Origin of the sequence: Streptomyces sp. NPDC002773, assembly GCF_040295605.1 — a bacterium.
Taxonomy (GTDB): Bacteria; Actinomycetota; Actinomycetes; order Streptomycetales; family Streptomycetaceae; genus Streptomyces.
Map to the genome: position 1 here is coordinate 1 of NZ_JBEOVO010000017.1, position 17,364 is coordinate 17,364.

Below are 17,364 nucleotides of genomic sequence, written 5' to 3' on the forward strand. Positions count from 1 at the left end.
CCCTGGCCGAACTCGCGTGGCGGGCGGGTGTGCCCGCCGGGGTCCTCAACCTGGTCTTCGCCGACGGCGAGACGACGTTCGAGGCACGCGCGCGTGCCCGCCCCACAGGAGCGTCGGAGCCGGGTCGGTTCAGCCGAAGACGGCGAGGCTCTTGGCCTTGCCCCGCTGGTCCTCGACCAGCGCGAGCAGCTTCCCTTCAGGACCGAAGACGGCGACCGGTCCCGCCGGGTACGCCGGCATCTCCAGACGGACGCCGTTGAGCAGCAGCCCGGCCCGCTTCTCGTCGACGTCCCACCGGGGGAACGCCGCCGTGGCCGCGTCGGCGACCGGCATGACCGTGAGGTCCTCCTGGAGCTGGTCGAGCGTCTTCGCCGAGTCCAGCTTGTACGGGCCGACCCGGGTGCGGCGCAGCGCGGTCAGGTGCCCGCCCACGCCGAGCCCGGCGCCGAGGTCCCGGGCGAGCGCCCGGATGTACGTACCGGAGGAGCAGACGACGGAGACGACCAGGTCGACGACGGGGGTGCCGTCCTCGGCGGTGGCCTCGCGGACGTCGTACACCTGGAAGGAGGAGACGGTCACCGGACGGGCCGGGATCTCGAACTCCTCGCCACCGCGCACGCGCGCGTACGACCGCTTGCCGTCGATCTTGATCGCGGAGACCTTCGACGGCACCTGCATGATGGCGCCGGTCAGCTCGGCGACGCCCGCGTCGATTCCTTCGCGGGTGACCTTCGAAGCGTCGACCGACGCCGTGATCTCGCCCTCGGCGTCATCGGTGATGGTCGTCTGACCCAGGCGGATGGTGCCCAGGTACTCCTTCTCGGTCAGCGCGAGGTGACCGAGGAGCTTGGTCGCCCGCTCCACGCCGAGGACGAGGACGCCGGTGGCCATGGGGTCGAGCGTGCCGGCGTGGCCGACACGGCGGGTCTTCGCGATCCCGCGCATCTTGGCCACGACGTCGTGCGAGGTGAAGCCCGACGGCTTGTCGACGATGACAAGCCCGTCGGGAGTCTTTGCTGCGTTGCTCATTCGGCGGCTTCGTCCTCGCCCGGCTTCTTGTAGGGGTCGGCCTCGCCCGCGAAGGTGGCGCCCGAGGACGCCTCCCGCACCTGGGCGTCCGAGGCCCGCGCGCGGTCGAGGAGGTTCTCGATCGTCTTCGCGTTCTCCGGGAGGGCGTCGGCCACGAAGGCCAGCGTCGGGGTGAACTTGGTCCCGGCCGCCCGGCCGACGGCCGAACGGAGGATGCCCTTGGCGCTCTCCAGGCCCGCCGCGGCGCTCGCCCGCTCCTCGTCGTCGCCGTAGACCGTGTAGAAGACCGTGGCCTCCCGCAGGTCGCCGGTGACGCGGGTGTCCGTGATGGTCACGTGCGTACCCAGGCGGGGGTCCTTGATGCCGCGCTGCAGCTTCTCGGCGACCACCTCCCGGATGAGGTCTGCCAGCTTCTTCGCCCGCGCGTTGTCGGCCACTGGTCCTTCTCCTTCTTCGCCTTGCTCAAATCAGTCTTCATCAGTGTGGAGCCTGCGTCGCACCGACAGCAGCTCCACCTCGGGGCGGGCGGCGACGAGCCGCTCGCACCGGTCCAGTACGTCGCTGAGGTGCCCCGGATCCCCCGACACCATCGCGACGCCGATCTCGGCCCGTCGATGGAGGTTCTGGCCGCTGGTCTCCGCCACGCTCACCGCGAACTTCCGCTGGAGCTCGGCGACGATCGGCTTGACGACGGAGCGCTTCTCCTTCAACGAACGTACGTCGCCGAGGAGCAGATCGAAGGACAGTGTCCCCACATACATGTGTGTCCGGATGTCCCGCCGGTTCGGGTTCGGTGTGCCCGCCGACGACTCGGCGGGGACACCGGAAACCGTACACGCAACGGCCGGGGCCGATCGACGGAATACTTTCCGCCGACCGGCCCCGGCTCACTGCTGCGATCAGACGCGATCAGGCGCGGGGCTTCTCGCGCATCTCGTACGTCGCGATGACGTCGTCGATCTTGATGTCGTTGAAGTTTCCGAGGTTGATACCACCCTCGAAGCCTTCGCGGATCTCGGTGACGTCGTCCTTGAAGCGGCGCAGACCGTGGATCGTGAGGTCCTCGGCGATGACCTTGCCGTCGCGGACGAGGCGCGCCTTGGTGTTGCGCTTGACCTCGCCGGAGCGGATGAGGACACCGGCGATGTTGCCCAGCTTGGACGAGCGGAAGACCTCGCGGATCTCCGCCGTACCGAGCTCGACCTCTTCGTACTCCGGCTTGAGGAGACCCTTCAGGGCCGCCTCGATCTCCTCGATGGCCTGGTAGATCACCGAGTAGTACCGGACGTCGACGCCCTCGCGCTCCGCCATCTGCGCGGCACGGCCGGCCGCACGGACGTTGTAGCCGATGACGATGGCGTCGGAGCCCATGGCCAGGTCGATGTCCGACTCGGTGACCGCACCCACACCGCGGTGCAGGACGCGGATGTCGACCTCTTCGCCGACGTCGAGCTGGAGCAGCGAGGCTTCGAGGGCCTCGACCGCACCGGACGCGTCGCCCTTGATGATGAGGTTGAGTTCCTGGACCAGACCGGCCTTGAGCACCTTGTCGAGGTCCTCGAGGGACACCCGGCGGACGCGCTTGGCGAAGGCGGCGTTGCGCTCACGCGCAGCGCGCTTCTCGGCGATCTGACGGGCCGTACGGTCCTCGTCGACAACCAGGAGGTTGTCGCCGGCACCCGGCACGTTGGTGAGACCGAGCACCAGGACGGGAGTCGACGGGGACGCCTCCTCGACGTTGTTGCCCTTGTCGTCGAGCATCGCCCGGACGCGGCCGTACGCGTCGCCGACCACCACGGTGTCGCCGATGCGCAGCGTTCCGCGCTGGACCAGGACGGTCGAGACGGCACCGCGACCGCGGTCGAGGTGGGACTCGATCGCAATACCCTGCGCGTCCTGGTTCGGGTTGGCCCGCAGGTCGAGCGAGGCGTCGGCGGTGAGGACGACGGCCTCGAGCAGGGAGTCGATGTGCAGACCCTGCTTGGCGGAGATGTCGACGAACATCGTGTCGCCGCCGTACTCCTCGGCCACCAGACCGAACTCGGTCAGCTGACCACGGACCTTGGTCGGGTCCGCGCCCTCGACGTCGATCTTGTTGACCGCGACGACGATCGGGACGCCGGCGGCCTTGGCGTGGTTGAGCGCCTCGATCGTCTGCGGCATGACGCCGTCGTTGGCCGCGACCACGAGGATCGCGATGTCGGTCGACTTCGCACCACGGGCACGCATGGCGGTGAACGCCTCGTGACCCGGGGTGTCGATGAAGGTGATGCGACGCTCTTCGCCGTTGACCTCGGTACCCACCTGGTAGGCACCGATGTGCTGGGTGATGCCACCGGCCTCGCCCGCGACGACGTTCGTCTTGCGGATCGCGTCGAGCAGTCGGGTCTTACCGTGGTCGACGTGACCCATGACGGTGACGACCGGCGGACGGGAGACCAGAGCCTCTTCGCCGCCCTCGTCCTCGCCGAACTCGATGTCGAAGGACTCGAGGAGCTCGCGGTCCTCTTCCTCCGGCGAGACGATCTGAACGGCGTAGTTCATCTCCTCGCCGAGCATCGTCAGCGTGTCGTCGGAGACGGACTGCGTGGCCGTGACCATCTCACCGAGGTTCATCATCACCGCGACGAGCGACGCCGGGTTGGCGCCGATCTTCTCGGCGAAGTCGGTGAGGGACGCACCGCGCGACAGGCGGATGACCTCGCCGCCACCGCGCGGCAGCATCACGCCGCCCACGGACGGGGCCTGCATGGCCTCGTACTCCTGGCGCCTCTGACGCTTCGACTTGCGACCGCGACGCGCGGGACCGCCGGGGCGACCGAAGGCGCCCTGCGTGCCACCACGTCCACCCGGACCGCCGGGACGGCCACCGAAGCCACCGGGACGACCGCCGAAGCCGCCGCCACCGCCGCCGGGACCACCCGGACGACCGCCGCCGCCACCACCGGGACCACCGGGACGGCCGGCGAAGCCGCCGCCGCCACCGCCGGGACCGGCCGGACGACCGGCGAAGCCGGGACGACCGCCGCCGCCGCCACCGGGACCGCTCGGACGGCCACCGGGGCCACCGGGGCCACGGCCACCGCCGCCAGGACCGGGACGCGGGCCGGCAGCGGGACGCTGCGGCATCATGCCCGGGTTGGGACGGTTACCGCCGGGCGCGCCGCCCGGACGGGGAGCCTGCGGGCGAGGCATGCCACCGGGGGTCGGACGAGCGCCACCCTGACCCTGCGGACGCGGAGCGCCGCCGGGGCCACCCTGCGGACGCGGGGCGCCCGGAGCGGCACCGGGGCCGCCGGGACGGGGAGCACCGCCACCGGGACGGGGCGTCTGCGGACGCGCCATGCCGGTGGAGCCACCCGAGGTGAAGGGGTTGTTGCCGGGACGGGGGCCGGCCGGACGGGCACCGCCCGGACGGGGGGCACCCTGACCCTGCGGACGCGGGGCACCCTGGCCCTGCGGACGCGGCGCGCCCTGACCCGGACGGGCGGGACGCTCGGGGCGCTCGCCGGTGGGGCGAGGACCCGCGGCGGCGCCGCCGGGACGCTGACCGGCGGCGGGAGCCGACGGGGGCGCGGTGAACTCCGGGGCGGCCGGAGCCGGCGTGACCGGCTTGGGCGCGGGCTTCGGGCCCGGGCGGGGGCCCGAGGCGGCCGGAGCCGTGGAGGGGGTGCTGCTCGCGGCGGGCGCGGCCGGAGTGACCGGGGCCGGCGCCGGCGCCGCAGGCGCGGCGGGGGCCGGCTTGGGGGCCGGGGCGCCGGGCTTCGGAGCAGCGGGACGTGCCGCGGCGGCCGGAGACGGCGCCGCGGGGGAGGGCGCCGCCTTGCGGGGCGCGCCGGGCTTGGCAGGGGACTTGCCGGCGTTGCCACCGGGGCCCTGCAAAGCGTCAGTCAACTTGCGCACGACCGGCGCCTCGATCGTCGAGGACGCCGAACGGACGAATTCACCGAGTTCTTGGAGCTTGGCCATGACGACCTTGCTCTCCACACCGAACTCCTTGGCGAGTTCGTATACCCGGACCTTAGCCACTTTGCTCCTTTGTGAGGTCCGGTTACCGCCGGACCGTCGCTACTTCATGGGCGTACTCATCGCGTACTCATCGAGTGCTCATCGCAATCTCGACCTACTTCCAACTCGCGAGGTACCTGACCGCACGGTGTTCCGTGCCGTACTTCTTCACTGCTGTGCCGACCGCTCGACGTGGTGGCGCAGTTCCGCCGTGTCGAGCGGGCCCTGGGACCTGAAGGCCCTCGGCAACGCCCGGCGACGGACCGCCAGGTCGAGACAGACCACGGCGGGGTGCAGGTACGCACCCCGGCCGGGCAGCGTACCGCGATGATCGGGAACGCACTCGTCCTTACTCACCACGATCCGCAGCAGATCGCTCTTGGCCGCTCGCTCCCGGCATCCCACACAGGTTCGCTCAGGGCACGCGCGGGCATGCGTCCGGCCAGACACGATTAAGTCTACCTCCCCGTACCGACCTCACCTGTTTGGGGCAAGAATCGAACAGTTGTTGGCCAAAAACGGTCTCAGTCCTCCGGACCGTCCGGCTCCGTGTCCGGCCGGATGTCGATCCGCCAGCCGGTCAGACGGGCGGCCAGGCGGGCGTTCTGCCCCTCCTTGCCGATCGCGAGCGACAGCTGGTAGTCCGGCACCGTCACCCGCGCGGAGCGGGCGGCCATGTCGACGATCTCGACCCTGGAGACCCGCGCCGGGGAGAGCGCGTTCGCCACCATCTCGGCCGGGTCGTCCGACCAGTCGACGATGTCGATCTTCTCGCCGAGCAGCTCCGCCATCACGTTGCGGACGCGGCTGCCCATCGGGCCGATGCAGGCGCCCTTGGGGTTGAGGCCCGAACGGGTGGAGCGGACGGCGATCTTGGTGCGGTGGCCGGCCTCACGGGCGATGGCCGAGATCTCGACCGAGCCGTCGGCGATCTCCGGCACCTCGAGGGCGAAGAGCTTCTTCACCAGATTGGGGTGGGTGCGCGAAAGGGTGACGGACGGACCGCGGACACCCTTCGCCACCCGGACGACGTACGTCCGCAGCCGCAGACCGTGCGTGTAGTCCTCGCCCGGCACCTGCTCCTGCACCGGGAGGATGGCCTCCAGCTTGTCGTCAAGCCGGACCAGGACGTTCTTCGGGTCCTTGCCCTGCTGCACCACACCGGCGACGACATCGCCCTCGCGGCGCGCGTACTCACCGAACGTCACGTCGTTCTCGGCGTCCCGCAGCCGCTGCTGGATCACCTGGCGGGCGGTGCTCGCCGCGATCCGGCCGAAGTCGGACGGGGTGTCGTCGAAGTCCTTGGGCTCCTGGCCCTCCTCCAGATCGGAGGGGTCTTCCTTCGCCCACACCGTCACGTGACCGGAGGCCCGGTCCAGCTCCACGCGCGCGTGGCGGCGGGCGTCGGGGGTGCGGTGGTAGGCGATGAGGAGGGCCGACTCGATCGCCTCGACCAGCAGGTCGAAGGAGATCTCCTTCTCATTCGCCAAGCCCTTGAGCAGCTTCACGTCGATGTCCACGGCTACGCCTCCTCTTCCTTCTTGTCCTTGCGGTTGAACTCGATCTCGACACGCGCCTTGACCACGTCGGCGAACTCGACCCGGCGGGCGGTGGGCTTGCGCCCCTTCACGCCCGGCACTTCGAGGTCGAGGCCGCTCTCGTCCACCGTCAGGATCCGCGCGACCAGCTCTTCGGAGGCGCCGTCGGCGGTCAGCTGGAGCTTGACCAGCCGGCCGGTGGCACGCTCGTAGTGGCGGGTCTGCGTCAGGGGGCGGTCGGCGCCGGGCGAGCTGACTTCGAGGACGTACTCGCCCTCGCCCATCGCGTCGGTCTCGTCCAGCTTCTCGGAGATCGCGCGGCTCAGCTCGGCACAGGCGTCCAGCTCCACGCCCTCGTCCGAATCCACGACGATCCGCAGCAGTCCGCGGCGGCCGGCCCGGGAGACCTCGATCTCTTCCAGATCCAGGCCCTTCGCGTGGACCAGCGGCTCCACGAGTCCGCGCAGCCTGTCGCTCTGGGTGGTGCTCATCCGGGTGACTCCTCGGCCGCGTGTGCTGTTGTGTGTTCGTCGCGTGTCAGACCAAAGGGTATCCGGTCCCGGAGGGTGTTGCCGTCCACCGGCCCGGGGCCCGCGGGTACGCTCGCCTGCGGTGATCCGACGATCTTCGACGACATACCACGGCTGAGGGAGAGAGCGTGACGACGACGGGCAGGCGCGCACTCCTGACGGCGGGGGTCTCGGCCGCCGCCACGGCGGCCCTGGCGGGCTGCACCTCCGCGGCTCCGGGCCCCCGGAAGCCGAGTGCGGCCGAACTGGAGGCCGAACGGGTGGCACGCGCGGAGGCGGCGCTGCGGCTCCGCTCGGTGACCGCCTCCCGGACCCTCCTCGAACGGTACGACGCGGTGCTCGCCGCCCATCCCGCCCTGGCGCCCCGGCTGACCCCGCTGCGACGCTCGGTGGCGGCGCACGCGCAGGCCCTCGGCGAGGGCGGGACGGCCGTACGACCGGCGACGGCCCCGCCGACCGCCGCCGCGACCTCCGCGGCCCCGTCCCCCTCCCCCGTACCCGTCACGGCCGACCCCCGGGCGGTGCTCGTGGAACTCGCCGCGGCCGAGCGCACGGCCTCCGACGCGCACACCGCCGCCCTGCTCGCCGCCCCGCCCGAGTACGCCCGGCTGCTCGCCTCCGTCGCCGCGGCCGGCGCCGCGCACGCCTATCTGCTGACCGAAGGAGCACGGGCATGAGCGCCCTCGACGCGACCCAGGCCGCGCTGGCCGCCGAGCACGCGGCGGTGTACGGGTACGGGGTCGTCGGCGGCCGGATCGGCGCCGAGCGCCGGGCCGAGGCCACGGCCGCGTACGAGGCCCACCGGGCCCGCCGGGACGCCCTACGCAGGAGCGTGGGCGACCTCGGCGGGGCGCCGGTGGTGGCGGAGGCCGCGTACGCGCTGCCGTTCCCGGTCGCGGACCCGGCCGGCGCCGCGCGGCTCGCGGCCGTCCTCGAGGACCGGGTGGCCGGGGTCTACTCCGACCTGGTGCGGGCCTCCGAGGGCCCGCAGCGGCGTGAGGCGGCCGCCGCGCTCAGGGAGGCGGCGGTACGGGCCGTCCGCTGGCGCGGCAGCGACGTAACCTTTCCTGGGCTCGCCGAGCGGGCATGAGCCCCGCCCCCGACCGAAGGAACAACGCACGCATGGGTTTCGAACCGCCGCAGCGACTGACGAGGACGCTCGGTGAGACGTACGGGGGCGCCACCGCGGCCGCATGGCTGGAGACGCTGCCCACGCTCACCGACCAGGCGCTCGACCGCGCGTCCCTGGTCGCCGAACGGGTGATGGCGCCCGGCGGGCGGAGCAGCCTGGTCGTCCTCGTCCGGCGGTCCGACGGCTCCCCCGCGGCGCTCAAGATCGCACCCCCGTTCGCCCGGCCCGACCGGGAGCGGGAGGCACTCGCGCACTGGAACGGCTGGGGCGCGGTGCAGCTCCTCGACGAGGCCGGGGAGGGCTCGCTCGTCCTCGAACGGCTGCACCCCGAGGTCTCCCTGCGCTCGCTGCCGGAGGCGAAGGCGCTCCTGGAGGCGGCGGGAACCGTACGCAAGCTGTGGGTGGAGCCGGCCGCGGGGCACGGTTTCGAGACGGTGACCGAGCGGACGGCCCGGCAGGCCGAGGCGATGGGCCCTTACGTCTCCGATGCCGCGACCGGCGAGCTGACGGCGGCGGCGCTCGCGGCGCGCGAGGAGCTGGTGGCGGCGGGCGACTCCGAGTGCCTGCTGCTGCACGGGAACTTCCGGCAGGGCAAGGTGCTCGCCGGGGACCGGGCGCCCTGGCTGGCCGTCGGCCCCGAGCCGCTGGTGGGCGAGCGGGCGTACGACCTGGCCCGGCTCGTACGGGACCGGGTCGAGGACCTGGTGGCCGCGTCCTCGGGCGCCTCGGCGGCCCGGCGGCGGGTCAACAAGCTGGCCGACTCCCTGGACCTGGACCGGGAGCGGCTGCGGGGCTGGACCCTGTTCCGCGCGGTCGAGTCGGGGACGCGGGCGCTGACGGCGGGGCGGCGGCAGGACGCCGAGCTGCTCCTGGAGTTCGCGAGCTGGCTGTAGGGGAATACCCTTTTTGTACTGTTCGGCTCGATGCCTGGGGGCCGTGATGATCGAAGAGCTGCTGATGGCAGCGGCTGGTGCGGGTGCGGCGGTCGCGGTGTACGCGGGCGTCGCGGCACGGGTCGTGAAGCAGTACGAGAGAGGTGTCGTCTTCCGCTTCGGCCGGCTGCGGGACGAGGTGCGCGCGCCCGGATTCACGATGATCGTTCCGGGCGTGGACCGTCTGCACAAGGTGAACATGCAGATCGTGACGATGCCCGTGCCCGCGCAGGAGGGCATCACCCGGGACAACGTCACCGTCCGGGTCGACGCGGTGGTGTACTTCAAGGTCGTCGACGCGGCGGAGGCGCTGGTCCGGGTCGAGGACTACAAGTTCGCGGTCTCGCAGATGGCGCAGACCTCGCTGCGGTCGATCATCGGCAAGAGCGACCTCGACGACCTGCTTTCGAACCGGGAGAAGCTCAACCAGGGGCTGGAGCTGATGCTGGACTCCCCCGCGATCGGCTGGGGCGTGCAGATCGACCGGGTCGAGATCAAGGACGTGTCCCTGCCGGAGACGATGAAGCGTTCGATGGCGCGGCAGGCGGAGGCGGACCGGGAGCGGCGGGCGCGGGTGATCAACGCGGACGCGGAGCTCCAGGCGTCGAAGAAGCTGGCGGAGGCGGCGGAGGTCATGTCCGACCAGCCGGCCGCGCTTCAGCTGCGGCTGCTGCAGACGGTGGTGGCGGTGGCGGCGGAGAAGAACTCGACGCTGGTGCTGCCGTTCCCGGTGGAGCTGCTGAGGTTCCTGGAGCGGGCGACGCCGGGGGCGGCGGGGGCGCATGCGGCGGGGATGATGCCGCACACCGCGCAGGCGCCGGTGCCGCCGTGGACGGAGGCGTATCTGGCGGGGCGGGCGGATGCGGCGGATGCGATCGAGGACCTGACGGGCTCGTCGGTGGAACCGTCCACGCATCGGGAGGACGAGGAGTGACACCGGGCCCCCAGCGAGGCGGCGGGGCCCGGCGCCCGGCAGCGCGGGGTGCGGGGGCCGCGGCCCCCGCACCCGCTCGGCTTACGCCGTCAGGCGGCTGATCGCTTCCGCCACCGGGAGTTCCTCGCGCTCGCCCGTGCGGCGGTCCTTCAGTTCCACGACGCCCTCGCCCGCGCGGCGGCCGGCGACCAGGATCTTCGGGACGCCCATCAGCTCCGCGTCGGTGAACTTGACGCCCGGGGAGACACCCGCGCGGTCGTCGACCAGGACGCGGAGGCCGGCGGCGGCCAGCTTGTCGGAGACCTCGAGGGCCAGTTCCGTCTGGAGCGCCTTGCCCGCCGCCACCACGTGGACATCCGCGGGGGCGACCTCGGCCGGCCAGCACAGGCCCTTCTCGTCGGCGGTCTGCTCGGCGAGCGCCGCGACCGCGCGGGAGACACCGATGCCGTACGAGCCCATGGTCACGCGGACCGGCTTGCCCTGCTGGCCGAGGACGTCGAGCTTGAGGGCGTCGGCGTACTTGCGGCCCAGCTGGAAGATGTGGCCGATCTCGATGGCGCGGTCCAGCTTCAGGCCGGTGCCGCACTTCGGGCACGGGTCGCCGTCCTGGACGACGACGACGTCGACGTACTCGGAGACCTCGAAGTCACGGCCCGCGACCACGTTCTTCGCGTGCATGCCGCCCTTGTTGGCGCCCGTGACCCACGCCGTGCCCGGCGCCACGCGCGGGTCGGCGATGTACGTGACCTTCTCCAGGCCCTGCGGGCCGACGTAGCCCCGGACGAGGTCCGCGCGCCCGGCGAAGTCCGTCTCGGTGACCATCTCGACGGTGGCGGGCGCGAAGTGCGCCTCGACCTTGCCCAGGTCGACCTCGCGGTCGCCGGGGACGCCCACGGCGACGATCTCGCCGTCGACCTTCACCAGGAGGTTCTTCAGGGTGGCGGAGGCCGGGATGCCGAGGGAGGCGGCGAGGGTCTCGATGGTCGGGGTGTCCGGGGTGGGGATCTCCTCGGCCGCCGCGGTGCCGGAGCCGTCGACCGTCTTCAGCTCGTACGAGACCGCCTCGGTGTTCGCGGCGAAGTCGCAGTTCGGGCAGTCGGCGAAGGTGTCCTCGCCGGCCTCGGCCGGGGCGAGGAACTCCTCGGACTTCGAGCCGCCCATCGCGCCCGCCGTGGCGGCGCAGATGCGGTAGTCGAGGCCGAGGCGCTCGAAGACCCGCTGGTAGGCCTGGCGGTGCAGGGCGTAGGACTGGGCGAGGCCCTCGTCCTCCGTGTCGAAGGAGTACGAGTCCTTCATCAGGAACTCACGGCCGCGCAGGATGCCGGCCCGGGGGCGGGCCTCGTCACGGAACTTCGTCTGGATCTGGTAGAGGATGACGGGCAGGTCCTTGTAGGACGAGCACTGGTCCTTGACCAGGAGGGTGAAGATCTCCTCGTGCGTCGGGCCGAGGAGGTAGTCGCCGCCCTTGCGGTCCTGGAGCCGGAAGAGCTCGGCGCCGTACTCCTCCCAGCGGCCCGTCGCCTCGTACGGCTCGCGCGGCAGCAGCGCGGGCAGGGAGACCTCCTGGGCGCCGATGGCGTCCATCTCCTCGCGGACAATCCGCTCGACGTTGGTGAGGACCTTCTTGCCGAGGGGCAGCCAGCTCCAGATGCCGGCGGCGGTGCGGCGCACGTAACCCGCGCGGACGAGCAGTTTGTGGCTGAGGACCTCGGCGTCGGCCGGGTCGTCGCGCAGCGTCTTCGCCATCAACTGGGACATGCGCTGGACCGGTGCGTTGGCCATGGTTCTCGTACTCCTGCCGGAAAAGGGTGTGGCTAGGAGGTTAGCCGGGCGGCCCCTGGCAGGTGAAATCAGTTCCGGCGCCTGAGCGGCAGGGGTGCGCCCATCACCGCGTACGGGCGGGCGGCGCTCGGGAAGTGGACCTGGCGGGCGAGGTCGGTGTAGCCGAGGGAGCGGTAGAGGCCGCGGGCCGGGCTTTCGGTGTCGATCGCGGAGAGGATGGAGCGCGGTTCGGCGGCCTCGTCGGTGATGGTGGTGATCAGTTCGCGGCCCACGCCCCGCCCCTGGTGGGCCGGGTGGACGTGGAGTTCGGTGATGACGAAGGAGTCGTCGAGCCAGTCGGCGGAGCCGGTGGCGCGGAGGTACGTCTCGACGACGGTGGACCACCAGTGGGTGCGGTCGTTGGGCATCCCGTACACGAATCCGACGAGCTTCCCGTCGGGGGTGGTGGCGCCGTAGGCGAGGGCGCCGGGGCTGAGCAGGTGGCGCAGCACGATGTGGCGGCGTACGGCGATCTCGTCGTCGTCGAGGCCGAAGGCGAGCGCCTGCACGGCGAGGGCCTCGTCCACCCGGGCGGCGAGATTGACCGGCCCGATCACGACCTCTGCGTCATCCATGCGGCGCACCCTACAAGCGGCCGCCCTTCCCGGGACAGCGTGATCGGAACGCCGCGCTCAGAAGAGCACGCTCATGAAGGCGCCGGTCTCCTGGAAGCCGACCCTGCGGTACGCGGCCCTCGCCGGGGCGTTGTAGTCGTTCACGTACAGGCTGACGACGGGTGCGACGTCGGCCAGGGCCAGCTGGAGGACGGCAGCCATGCCCGTCTCCGAGAGGCCCTTGCCGCGGTGCTCGGGGGCGACCCAGACGCCCTGGATCTGGCAGGCCTGGCGGGTGGCCGCGCCGATCTCGGCCTTGAAGACGACCTTGCCGTCCTCGATCCGGGCGAAGGAGCGGCCCATGCCGACGAGCTCGGCGACCCTGGCCTGGTACAGCAGGCCGCCGTCGTTGGCGAGCGGGGAGATGCCGACCTCCTCGGTGAACATGGCCACGCAGGCGGGCATGATCACGTCCATCTCGTCCTTGCGGACGCGGCGCACCAGCGGGTCGGGCGCGACCGTGGTGGAGGGTTCCTCTGCGACCATCAGCGGCTGGCGTGCGCGGACGTCCCGCGCGGGGCCCCAGCTGGGTTCCAGGAGCCGCCACAGTTCGGAGGTGGCCTCGGCGGGGCCGACGATCGAGGAGCAGCGGCGGCCGGTCCTGCGGGCCCGGTCGGCGAAGGCGCGGACGGCCTCGGGGGTGGCGCACAGGGGCACGAGGTTGGCGCCGGAGTAGCAGAGGGAACGCAGCCGGCCCTCGCTGTACCAGCCCCACATCTCGCCGCCGAGGCGCCAGGGGTCGAGGCCGGCGACCTGGACGCGGGCGGCCACGAAGGCGTTCTCGACGGGGGCGCTCTCCAGGACGGCGAGTGCGGCGCCGAGGTCGGCGGGTTCGAGGACCCGGGTGGCGGGTTGTGTCAACACGAGGGGGCCTCACCGTGCGGTTCTGCTGGTCTTGGCACTTTACCCTTCTCGCCTGCGGCCCTGCCCTTCATGCACGCGAAGCCCCTCCGCCCGGTGGGGTGGAGGGGCTTCGGGGTGGTCCGTGCGCTCAGCCGGCGACGGCGATGGTGGGTTCGCCGCTGGCGACGCCGTCCTTCTCCATCTGCTCGGCGATCTTCAGGGCCTCTTCGATCAGGGTCTCGACGATCTTCGACTCGGGGACGGTCTTGATGACCTCGCCCTTCACGAAGATCTGGCCCTTGCCGTTGCCGGAGGCGACGCCGAGGTCGGCCTCGCGGGCCTCGCCGGGGCCGTTGACGACGCAGCCCATGACGGCGACCCGCAGCGGGACGGTCATGCCGTCGAGGCCGGCGGTGACCTCCTCGGCGAGCTTGTAGACGTCGACCTGGGCGCGGCCGCAGGACGGGCAGGAGACGATCTCCAGGCGCCGCTGGCGCAGGTTCAGCGACTCCAGGATCTGGATGCCGACCTTGATCTCCTCGACCGGCGGCGCGGAGAGCGAGACGCGGATGGTGTCGCCGATGCCCTGGGAGAGCAGGGCGCCGAAGGCGACGGCCGACTTGATGGTGCCCTGGAAGGCCGGGCCCGCCTCGGTGACGCCGAGGTGCAGCGGGTAGTCGGACTGGGCGGCGAGCTGGCGGTAGGCCTCGACCATGACGACCGGGTCGTTGTGCTTGACCGAGATCTTGATGTCGCGGAAGCCGTGCTCCTCGAAGAGGGAGGCCTCCCAGAGGGCGGACTCGACGAGCGCCTCGGGGGTGGCCTTGCCGTACTTCTTCAGGAGCCGCGCGTCGAGCGAACCGGCGTTGACGCCGATGCGGATCGGGGTGCCGGCGTCGCCGGCCGCCTTGGCGATCTCCTTGACCTTGTCGTCGAACTGCTTGATGTTGCCCGGGTTGACGCGGACGGCCGCGCAGCCGGCGTCGATCGCGGCGAAGACGTACTTCGGCTGGAAGTGGATGTCGGCGATCACGGGGATCGACGACTTCCGGGCGATCGTCGCGAGGGCGTCGGCGTCGTCCTGCGTGGGGCAGGCCACGCGCACGATCTGGCAGCCGGAGGCGGTCAGCTCGGCGATCTGCTGGAGCGTCGCGCCGATGTCGGAGGTGCGGGTCGTGGTCATCGACTGCACGGAGACGGGTGCGTCACCGCCGACGGCGACGCTGCCGACCTGGATCTGGCGGCTCTTGCGCCGCTCGGCGAGCCGGGTCGGAACGGTCGGGATACCGAGAGCAATCGCGGTCATCTTCTGTGCAACCTCAAGGTTGTGCGTCGGCGGGCTCAGGTCTCCGAGGTTACCGCCCCGGGGGCGGGGGGCCGGACACCACCGGGTGCGGCCCCCCTGGGAGTCACGTGATCTTCACCGGGTTGACGATGTCGGCGGCGAGCACGAGCAGGGTGAAGCAGACGAAGACGCCGGCCACCACGTAGGCGGCGGGCATCAGCTTGGCCACGTCGAACGGGCCGGGGTCGGGGCGCCTGAAGATCCGGGCCGTGTGGCGGCGTACGGACTCCCACAGGGCGCCCGCGATGTGGCCGCCGTCGAGCGGCAGCAGCGGGAGCATGTTGAACAGGAACAGCGAGACGTTGAACATGACCAGCAGGTCCATGAACATCACGAGGATCGTCGTCGGCGGCGCCTCGATGTTCATGAGTTCGCCGGTGATCCGGGCGGCGCCGACCACGCCCACCGGGGAGTCGTCGGCGCGCTTGCCGTCGCCGAAGGTGGCGTCCCAGAGGCCGGGAATCTTGCCCGGGAGGGCGATGACCGAGTGGACGCTGCTCTCCAGGCGGTCGGACATCCGGTCGGTGGTCTCGCCGAAGGTGAGGGGCGCGACCTCGGACTTGGAGGCGAAGCCGAGGTAGCCGGCGTCGATGTAGGTCACGGGCTGGACGACCTCGCCGTCCTCGTCCTTCTTCGGGACCTTGTTGGAGACGAGCGTGGGGTGCAGGTCGACGCGCTGTCCGTCCCGCTCGACGGTGACCGTCGCGGTGCCGATGGTGTCCCGGATCCGGTCGGAGAGGGTGTCCCAGTCGCCGACGGGGGTGCCGTTGAAGGCGACGATCTTGTCGCCGTCCTTCAGTCCGGCCTGGAACGCCGGGGAGACGGGGTCGCCCGGCGCGCACTTCTCGCGCTTCTCGCTCTGCTTGATGACGCACTTCTGGACGCCGGCGACCTCGGTCGTCTGGCCCGCGACGCCCAGCGTCATCATCGAGCCGAAGAACAGCCCGAGGGCCAGGACCAGGTTCATGAACGGTCCCGCGAACATCACGATCACGCGCTTCCACGGCTTGCGCGTGTAGAAGAGCCGGGTCTCGTCGCCGGGCTTGAGCTCCTCGTACGAGGCCTCGCGGGCATCTTCGATCATGGAGCGCCAGGGCGAGGTGGAACGGGCCTCGATGCGGCCGTCGTCGCCGGGCGGGAACATGCCGATCATGCGGATGTAGCCGCCGGCCGGGATGGCCTTGATGCCGTACTCGGTCTCGCCGCGCTTCTTCGACCAGATCGTGGGACCGAAGCCGACCATGTACTGCGGTACGCGGATACCGAAGAGCTTGGCCGTGGAGAGGTGGCCGAGTTCGTGCCAGGCGATGGAGACGAGGAGGCCCAGGGCGAACAGCACGATACCCAGGGCGTACAGGAGCATTTCGGTCATGCGCGGGCCTCCGCTGTTGCCTTCGCTGCGAGCTCTCGGGCCCGGGCGCGCGCCCAGGTCTCCGCTTCGAGGACGTCCGGCACGGTGAGGGAGGTTCCCGTACCGGGAACGCCGTGCTCCGCGACGACCGCTGTGACCGTATCCATGATTCCGTTGAACGGCAGCCGTCCCGCGAGGAACGCCTCGACGCACTCCTCGTTCGCCGCGTTGAAGACGGCGGGGGCGGTGCCGCCCAGCTCGCCGACGTGCCGGGCGAGCCCGACGGACGGGAACGCCTCGGTGTCGAGCGGGAAGAACTCCCAGGTGGAGGCCTTGGTCCAGTCGAAGGAGGGAGCCGCGTCCGGGACCCGCTCGGGCCAGCCGATGCCGATCGCGATGGGGCCGCCCATGTCGGGCGGGGTGGCCTGGGCGAGCGTGGAGCCGTCCGTGAACTCGACCATCGAGTGGACGTACGACTGGGGGTGGACGACGACCTCGATGCGGTCGAAGGGGATGTCGTAGAGGAGGTGGGCCTCGATGACCTCCAGGCCCTTGTTCACCAGGGTCGCGCTGTTCACCGTGATCACCGGGCCCATGGCCCAGGTGGGGTGGGCGAGCGCGTCCTCGCGGGTGACGTCGGCCAACTGCTCGCGGGTACGGCCGCGGAAGGGGCCGCCGGAGGCGGTGACGACCAGTTTGCGGACGTCGGCGCGGGTGCCCGCGGCGAGCGCCTGGAACAGGGCCGCGTGCTCGGAGTCGACCGGGATGATCTGGCCGGGCTTGGCGAGCGCCTTCACCAGGGGGCCGCCGACGATCAGCGACTCCTTGTTGGCGAGGGCGAGGGTGCGGCCGGCTTCGAGGGCGGCGAGGGTCGGCGCGAGGCCGATGGAGCCGGTGATGCCGTTGAGGACGGTGTGGCAGGGCGAGGCGGCGAGCTGGGTGGCGGCGTCGGGGCCCGCCAGGAGCTCGGGGAGCGGCTCGGAGCCGTACAGCGCCTTCAGGGCGTCACGCAGCTCCGGGAGCACCTCCTCGCGGGCGACGGCGACCGCGGCGACCTTCAGCCGGTGCGCCTGCTCGGCGAGCAGCGCGACCCGGCCGCCCGAGGCGGCCAGGGCGGTGACCCGGAAGCGGTCGGGATTGCGCAGCACCAGGTCGATGGCCTGGGTACCGATGGACCCGGTCGAGCCGAGGACGACGATGTCCCGGCGTCCTTCGGACACGTCGAAGGCGATATGGGGATCGGCGAGAGGAGAGGGGCGGTCGCTCATGCCCCCCATTCTTGCCGCA

General features: G+C 71.6%; 17 protein-coding genes. 4 read left to right on the forward strand and 13 right to left on the reverse strand.

The window, feature by feature from the left end:
- Nucleotides 1-129: 129 nt before the first annotated feature.
- The 7 genes from truB to rimP all read right to left on the reverse strand — a co-directional run bounded on the left by truB (nucleotide 130) and on the right by rimP (nucleotide 7,066).
- Nucleotides 130-1,029 carry a tRNA pseudouridine(55) synthase TruB gene (gene truB / locus ABT034_RS20945; protein WP_351217284.1) on the reverse strand — a complete coding sequence of 300 codons (900 nt, stop codon included), beginning with the start codon at nucleotides 1,027-1,029 and terminating at the stop codon, nucleotides 130-132.
- The gene (gene rbfA, locus ABT034_RS20950) at nucleotides 1,026-1,466 is read right to left on the reverse strand and encodes a 30S ribosome-binding factor RbfA (protein WP_351217286.1); all 441 of its coding nucleotides are present in this window, start codon (nucleotides 1,464-1,466) and stop codon (nucleotides 1,026-1,028) included. The genes truB and rbfA overlap by 4 nt, the downstream gene beginning before the upstream one ends.
- A gap of 30 nt (nucleotides 1,467-1,496) precedes the next feature.
- Nucleotides 1,497-1,790 carry a DUF503 domain-containing protein gene (locus ABT034_RS20955; RefSeq protein ID WP_351217288.1) on the reverse strand — a complete coding sequence of 98 codons (294 nt, stop codon included), beginning with the start codon at nucleotides 1,788-1,790 and terminating at the stop codon, nucleotides 1,497-1,499.
- Between the two features lie 148 nt (nucleotides 1,791-1,938).
- On the reverse strand, nucleotides 1,939-5,058 hold the full coding sequence (gene infB / locus ABT034_RS20960) for a translation initiation factor IF-2 (RefSeq protein ID WP_351217290.1): 3,120 nt from the start codon (nucleotides 5,056-5,058) through the stop codon (nucleotides 1,939-1,941).
- 147 nt (nucleotides 5,059-5,205) lie between these two features.
- Nucleotides 5,206-5,487, reverse strand: coding sequence for a YlxR family protein (locus ABT034_RS20965; protein ID WP_351217292.1), 282 nt, complete (start codon nucleotides 5,485-5,487; stop codon nucleotides 5,206-5,208).
- A 74-nt stretch (nucleotides 5,488-5,561) separates the two neighbouring features.
- Nucleotides 5,562-6,557, reverse strand: coding sequence for a transcription termination factor NusA (gene nusA, locus ABT034_RS20970; RefSeq protein WP_351217294.1), 996 nt, complete (start codon nucleotides 6,555-6,557; stop codon nucleotides 5,562-5,564).
- Nucleotides 6,558-6,559: 2 nt separating this feature from the next.
- The gene (gene rimP / locus ABT034_RS20975) at nucleotides 6,560-7,066 is read right to left on the reverse strand and encodes a ribosome maturation factor RimP (protein ID WP_351217296.1); all 507 of its coding nucleotides are present in this window, start codon (nucleotides 7,064-7,066) and stop codon (nucleotides 6,560-6,562) included.
- 167 nt (nucleotides 7,067-7,233) lie between these two features.
- On the opposite strand from rimP, the gene ABT034_RS20980 reads away from it, so the two are divergent.
- The 4 genes from ABT034_RS20980 to ABT034_RS20995 are packed head-to-tail and all read left to right on the forward strand — an operon-like array spanning nucleotide 7,234 to nucleotide 10,103.
- The gene (locus tag ABT034_RS20980; RefSeq protein ID WP_351217298.1) at nucleotides 7,234-7,782 is read left to right on the forward strand and encodes a hypothetical protein; all 549 of its coding nucleotides are present in this window, start codon (nucleotides 7,234-7,236) and stop codon (nucleotides 7,780-7,782) included.
- Entirely contained in the window at nucleotides 7,779-8,195 is a 417-nt protein-coding gene (locus tag ABT034_RS20985; RefSeq protein ID WP_351217300.1) for a ferritin-like domain-containing protein, read from the forward strand. Before ABT034_RS20980 ends, ABT034_RS20985 begins: the two co-directional genes overlap by 4 nt.
- Nucleotides 8,196-8,227: 32 nt before the next feature.
- The gene (locus ABT034_RS20990; protein WP_351217302.1) at nucleotides 8,228-9,130 is read left to right on the forward strand and encodes an aminoglycoside phosphotransferase family protein; all 903 of its coding nucleotides are present in this window, start codon (nucleotides 8,228-8,230) and stop codon (nucleotides 9,128-9,130) included.
- Between the two features lie 46 nt (nucleotides 9,131-9,176).
- Nucleotides 9,177-10,103 carry a slipin family protein gene (locus tag ABT034_RS20995; RefSeq protein ID WP_351217303.1) on the forward strand — a complete coding sequence of 309 codons (927 nt, stop codon included), beginning with the start codon at nucleotides 9,177-9,179 and terminating at the stop codon, nucleotides 10,101-10,103.
- Between the two features lie 81 nt (nucleotides 10,104-10,184).
- Here ABT034_RS20995 and ABT034_RS21000 read toward each other — a convergent pair whose 3' ends face one another.
- The 6 genes from ABT034_RS21000 to dxr all read right to left on the reverse strand — a co-directional run bounded on the left by ABT034_RS21000 (nucleotide 10,185) and on the right by dxr (nucleotide 17,345).
- A complete protein-coding gene (locus ABT034_RS21000; protein WP_351217305.1) occupies nucleotides 10,185-11,885 on the reverse strand; it encodes a proline--tRNA ligase in 1,701 nt (566 codons plus the stop codon).
- Between the two features lie 68 nt (nucleotides 11,886-11,953).
- A complete protein-coding gene (locus ABT034_RS21005) occupies nucleotides 11,954-12,499 on the reverse strand; it encodes a GNAT family N-acetyltransferase (protein WP_351217307.1) in 546 nt (181 codons plus the stop codon).
- A 57-nt stretch (nucleotides 12,500-12,556) separates the two neighbouring features.
- The gene (locus ABT034_RS21010) at nucleotides 12,557-13,402 is read right to left on the reverse strand and encodes a GNAT family N-acetyltransferase (protein ID WP_351217309.1); all 846 of its coding nucleotides are present in this window, start codon (nucleotides 13,400-13,402) and stop codon (nucleotides 12,557-12,559) included.
- 127 nt (nucleotides 13,403-13,529) lie between these two features.
- Complete coding sequence (gene ispG, locus ABT034_RS21015) at nucleotides 13,530-14,687, reverse strand: flavodoxin-dependent (E)-4-hydroxy-3-methylbut-2-enyl-diphosphate synthase (protein ID WP_351217311.1); 1,158 nt, start codon at nucleotides 14,685-14,687, stop codon at nucleotides 13,530-13,532.
- 103 nt (nucleotides 14,688-14,790) lie between these two features.
- Complete coding sequence (locus ABT034_RS21020; protein WP_351217313.1) at nucleotides 14,791-16,098, reverse strand: M50 family metallopeptidase; 1,308 nt, start codon at nucleotides 16,096-16,098, stop codon at nucleotides 14,791-14,793.
- Nucleotides 16,095-17,345: a 1-deoxy-D-xylulose-5-phosphate reductoisomerase gene (dxr, locus tag ABT034_RS21025; RefSeq protein WP_351217315.1), complete on the reverse strand. Its 1,251-nt coding sequence runs from the start codon at nucleotides 17,343-17,345 to the stop codon at nucleotides 16,095-16,097. Before dxr ends, ABT034_RS21020 begins: the two co-directional genes overlap by 4 nt.
- Nucleotides 17,346-17,364 lie beyond the last annotated feature (19 nt).

Coding starts and splice junctions, on each gene's coding strand:
- truB (WP_351217284.1), bottom strand. CDS start 1,029: ATGAGCAACGCAGCAAAGACTCCCGACGGGCTTGTCATCGTCGACAAG.
- ABT034_RS20955 (WP_351217288.1), bottom strand. CDS start 1,790: ATGTATGTGGGGACACTGTCCTTCGATCTGCTCCTCGGCGACGTACGT.
- ABT034_RS21000 (WP_351217305.1), bottom strand. CDS start 11,885: ATGGCCAACGCACCGGTCCAGCGCATGTCCCAGTTGATGGCGAAGACG.
- ispG (WP_351217311.1), bottom strand. CDS start 14,687: ATGACCGCGATTGCTCTCGGTATCCCGACCGTTCCGACCCGGCTCGCC.
- ABT034_RS20985 (WP_351217300.1), top strand. CDS start 7,779: ATGAGCGCCCTCGACGCGACCCAGGCCGCGCTGGCCGCCGAGCACGCG.
- ABT034_RS20990 (WP_351217302.1), top strand. CDS start 8,228: ATGGGTTTCGAACCGCCGCAGCGACTGACGAGGACGCTCGGTGAGACG.
- ABT034_RS20995 (WP_351217303.1), top strand. CDS start 9,177: ATGATCGAAGAGCTGCTGATGGCAGCGGCTGGTGCGGGTGCGGCGGTC.
- rimP (WP_351217296.1), bottom strand. CDS start 7,066: ATGAGCACCACCCAGAGCGACAGGCTGCGCGGACTCGTGGAGCCGCTG.
- ABT034_RS21020 (WP_351217313.1), bottom strand. CDS start 16,098: ATGACCGAAATGCTCCTGTACGCCCTGGGTATCGTGCTGTTCGCCCTG.
- ABT034_RS21005 (WP_351217307.1), bottom strand. CDS start 12,499: ATGGATGACGCAGAGGTCGTGATCGGGCCGGTCAATCTCGCCGCCCGG.
- dxr (WP_351217315.1), bottom strand. CDS start 17,345: ATGAGCGACCGCCCCTCTCCTCTCGCCGATCCCCATATCGCCTTCGAC.